Source organism: Streptomyces sp. NPDC054956 (assembly GCF_053609185.1).
Map to the genome: position 1 here is coordinate 1 of NZ_JBSGXB010000468.1, position 4088 is coordinate 4088.

General features: G+C 73.1%; 3 protein-coding genes. 1 reads left to right on the top strand and 2 read right to left on the bottom strand.

Annotated features, from left to right (window positions below; all coding sequences use genetic code 11):
• Positions 1 to 53 precede the first annotated feature (53 nt).
• Both ACWGDE_RS36725 and ACWGDE_RS36730 read right to left on the bottom strand, forming a co-directional pair.
• Complete coding sequence (locus ACWGDE_RS36725; RefSeq protein ID WP_453393421.1) at positions 54 to 1547, bottom strand: cellulose binding domain-containing protein; 1494 nt, start codon at positions 1545 to 1547, stop codon at positions 54 to 56.
• Between the two features lie 25 nt (positions 1548 to 1572).
• Positions 1573 to 3162, bottom strand: a complete 1590-nt coding sequence (locus ACWGDE_RS36730; RefSeq protein WP_453393422.1) for a beta-N-acetylhexosaminidase — start codon at positions 3160 to 3162, stop codon at positions 1573 to 1575.
• Positions 3163 to 3391: 229 nt separating this feature from the next.
• Here ACWGDE_RS36730 and ACWGDE_RS36735 point away from each other — a divergent pair.
• Positions 3392 to 4088 (top strand): GntR family transcriptional regulator (locus ACWGDE_RS36735; RefSeq protein WP_453393423.1); only part of this gene is annotated, 697 nt, incomplete at its 3' end.

Here is a 4088-nt window from a genome sequence, read left to right on the forward strand (position 1 = left end):
GCACTGGCCACGGAGCGCGCCGCCGTTCCCGGCGCCCGGGGGCCGGGGCCGCGTCAGCCGTTCGGGACCTCGTCCACGAAGGCGGTGCCCGCGGTGCGGTAGGCGCTCACCTTGGCGGCGACCTGCGCCGGGGTGAGGACCTGGTCCTTGACGTGCAGGACGTAGTCGACCTTCTGGTCGTAGGCGCGGGGCGTGGATCCCGGCTGGCCGTTCAGGTCGATCAGCCACTGGTTGAAGTTGATCGACATGGGCCGCTCCGGCAGGTACTTGGCGTCGTGCGTGCCGAAGACCTGGCCGTCGACGTAGTAGGTGATGGCGTTGTTGTCGATGGTCAGCACCAGGTCGTGCCAGCCCGCGTAGCTGATCCGGGACTCGGTGTGCTGGTTGACGGCCTCCCACGGGTCGGGACGGTACGTCTCCCAGGACGTGGTGTAGAGGATGTTCGAGGGCTCTCCCCAGCCGCCGTTGGGGAGGTACTCGAAGTCGTACTCGGCGTAGTCGTCGGCCATCGGGGCCTTGAGGTCGTTGATGGTGAAGAAGGTCTGCACGAGGTGGTCGCCGTCCGGACCGTACTTGGGGGCGTCGGAGAACTTCACCCGCGCCGCGTAGGTGCCGTTCTTGAACTTCGTCGCCTTGGTGAGGACTTCGGTCTGCTTGGTGCTCTCGCCCGAGCCGGCGGTCGAAGTCTCCAGGTTCATCACGGAGTTGCCGCCCTCGGTCTGGAAGGTGACGTTCTCCGGGGACCAGGCGGCGCCGGGGACTCCGGGACCGCCGGAGTTGGAGCGCACGCTCCAGCCGTGGGCGGCGATCGCCGGGTCCGCGGAGGTGGTGTAGGTGAAATCGTCGAAGAGGGCGGCTCCGGCCGGTCCCGGATCGGTCGGCGTGGGGGTGGGCGTGGGGCCCGTCGGCGTGGGGGTCGGCGTCGGGTCGGGGACGTTGCCGCCGGGCGCGGTGCCCCAGACGGTGGCGGAGCCCAGCCGGGCGGTCACCTTGTCCCAGTCCCCGTAGGCCGTGCGGGCTCCGTCGAAGGAGTAGTCGTCGGACTGCCGCAGGGTCTGCCAGTCGGCGCGGTGGAAGCGCAGCTGCATGTCGCCGGTGTCGGCGCCGGGGGCGAGGGTGCCCGCGCCGCCGGTGAAGGTGATCTCCAGGTACCGGTCGGCGGTGGCGGTCGGATTGGCCGGGGTGCCGAAGGTGCCGGTGATGTTCGCGCAGCCCTTGACCGCCCAGGAACAGGCGAACCGGTACTGGACGTCCGGGCCGTCGGCCTTGAAGTAGTAGCGGAAGGTGACCTGGCTCAGGGAGACGGTGGCGGAGCCGTTGTTGACCACCTTGAACCAGGGCTCCACCTGGTCGGCGGTGGCCCCGGTGGCGCTGGTGCGGTACTGGATCTTGACGGATTCGGCGGCCGCGGTCGCGGGCAGTGCGGTCAGGGCGGCCGAGCCGGTGCCGGCGAGCAGGGTCACGGCCAGGGCCACGGCCATGCGGCGCTTGACGCCGTCGGAGCTCCGGGGAGCAAGAGGGGTACGGGGTGTACGGGGCGCACGCATGCTGGGTCCTCTCGGGGTGGGGGGATCACTGGGTGAGCAGAGGGGCTTGCGGGGCGGTGCGGTACGGGGGCCGGCCCCGCGGCACGCCGAGGGCCGCGAGCCGGGTCCGGTGGTGGCCGAGCCGGCGGTGGAAGTCCGGCCAGTCGCGGTGCGCCGACCAGGCGGTGTCGGCCAGGGCGCACAGCCTCGGGAAGGCCAGGTACTCCAGCTCCGCCGGGGTGCGCGCGTACTCGGTCCACAGCTGCGCCTGGGTGCCGAGGACCCGGCGCGCGGCCTCGGGCTCCCAGTGCCCGGGGGCGGGCTCGTTGTCGTAGACCCCGCGCAGGTCGAGCACGCCGTCCTGGCCGCGCGGCTCGCCAGGGTCCGCGGACTGCGGATAGTCCAGGTACGTGGAGCGGTACGGGGCCATGATCACGTCGTGGCCGCGCAGCGCGGCGGCTCGCCCGTGTTCCGCGTCGCGCCAGGCCATGGCCGTGAACCCGGCGGGGAGATCGGCTCCGGTGTCGGTCCAGCCGAGGGGGCGGCGGCCGAGCCGGGCCAGGTGCGCGGCGACGGCGCCGAGGAACCAGCGGTGGAGGTCGCCCGGTCCGGACAGCCCCTCGGCGGCGATCCGCGCGCGGGCGGCCGGCGAGCGTTCCCATTCCGTGCGGGGGCATTCGTCGCCGCCGACGTGGACGTAGGGGGCGGGGAACACGTCCGCGACCTCGTCGAGGACCGCCCGGCAGAAGTCGAGGACCCCGTCGTGCACCCCGAGGACGTTCTCGCAGACCCCCCACTCGGTCCACGGCTCCAGCCGGACGCCGGGCCGGTTGCCGAGTTCGGGGTAGGCGGCGAGGGCGGCACGGGCGTGGCCCGGCATCTCCACCTCGGGTACGACGCTCACCCCGCGCCGGGCCGCGTAGGCGACGAGTCCGGCCAGTTCGGCGCGGGTGTAGGCGCCTTCGTGCGGGATTCCGTCGCCCGAGGTCTCGGCCCGGCGCCCGCCGATCCCGGTGAGCCGGGGGTAGGCGGCGACGGGCATCCGCCAGCCCTGGTCGTCGGTGAGGTGGAGGTGCAGGACATTGAGCTTGTGCAGGGCGAGCAGGTCCACGAAGCGGCGTACGTACGCCACGGGCTGGAAGTGGCGGGCCACGTCCAGCATGGCCCCGCGCCAGGCGAACCGCGGCCGGTCGGTGATGCGTACGCAGGGCAGTGACCAGTCGGGGGCGGGCGTACGGGGCTGCGCGCCCCCGGCGGCCGGCGCCCGGGGCGGGAGCAGCTGGCGCAGGGTCTGCACGCCCCGGAGCAGCCCGTCGGGGTGAGCGGCGAGCAGCTGGACCGCGTCGGGGCGGACCGTGAGGGTGTACCCCTCGGCTCCGAGGGCCCGCTCCCCGGGGTCTAGCACGAAGGCGATCCGCCCGTCGGTGTCCGGAGCCAGGGGCAACCCGGTGGCGGGGGTGAGCAGTTCGCGCAGGAGGTCGGCCGCCGGACCGGCGCCGGGGCCGGCCCGCAGCCCGGTACCGCGGTCCAGGGCGAACCGTCCGGGCTGCGCGGTGAGCGATTCGGGACGCGGGACGAGCGCGAGCTCGGGGCGGAGGTCGGTGGCGGTGTCGGTGGCGGTGACGGGCACGGGCACGGCGTCGCGGTTCCTCACCTGATCGCGGGGACAACTCACGGAGGGAACCGAGGAGTTGACCAACTAACCAATTGGTTAGCTGAGTGGCTAGAAGGTGGCACGGCCCGCCTCCACCGTCAACCCCGTACGCTCGGTCCGATTTCTGCGGACACGTCGCGCCGGCCACCCACCGAATGGTTAGATGCGCATGACCAGTTGGACAGGTGACCAGAGGAAACGGGGTCCGGCCATGGAGAAGGGCGCGTCCCACGCATCCGACGCCTCGGGGGCGGTGCTCAAGCGGGAGCGGGTCCGCGAGTACCTGCTGGGTCTCATCGACGTCCGGCGGCCGGGCGACGCGATCCCCTCCGAACGCACCCTGTGCGCCACCCTGGAGGTCTCCCGCCCCACCCTGCGCGCGGCGGTGGACGAGCTCGTGGCCACGGGCGTCCTGGTACGGGAGCACGGGCGCGGGATGTTCGTCGCCCCGGCCAAGATCACCCAGGAACTGGCCGCCGCCGAGGCCGCGTTCGCGATGCGCCAGGCCGCCGGGCACTGGTCGAGCCGGCTCCTGGAGCACTCCACCGTCCAGGCGGGGGCCCGCATCGGCCGCCGGCTGCGCATCTCCCCCGGCGCGCAGCTGCTCTACATCGCCCGGCTGCGGCTGGTGGACGGCTCCCCGATGGCCATCGAGCACCTGCACATCCCGGCCGCCCTGGTGCCCGCGCTGACCCCGGCGGAGCTGGAGGCCGGGGACCTCTACGAGCATCTGCGCGACCACCACGGCGTGTTCGTGCACGAGGCGCAGCAGTCCATCGAGCCGACCGTCGTCAACGAGGCGGAGGCGGGCCTGCTGGACGTCCCGGTGCTCTCCCCCGCCCTGCTCATCGAGCGGCTCACCACCGATTCCACCGGCCGCCCCGTGGAGTACGTGCACTCCGTCTACC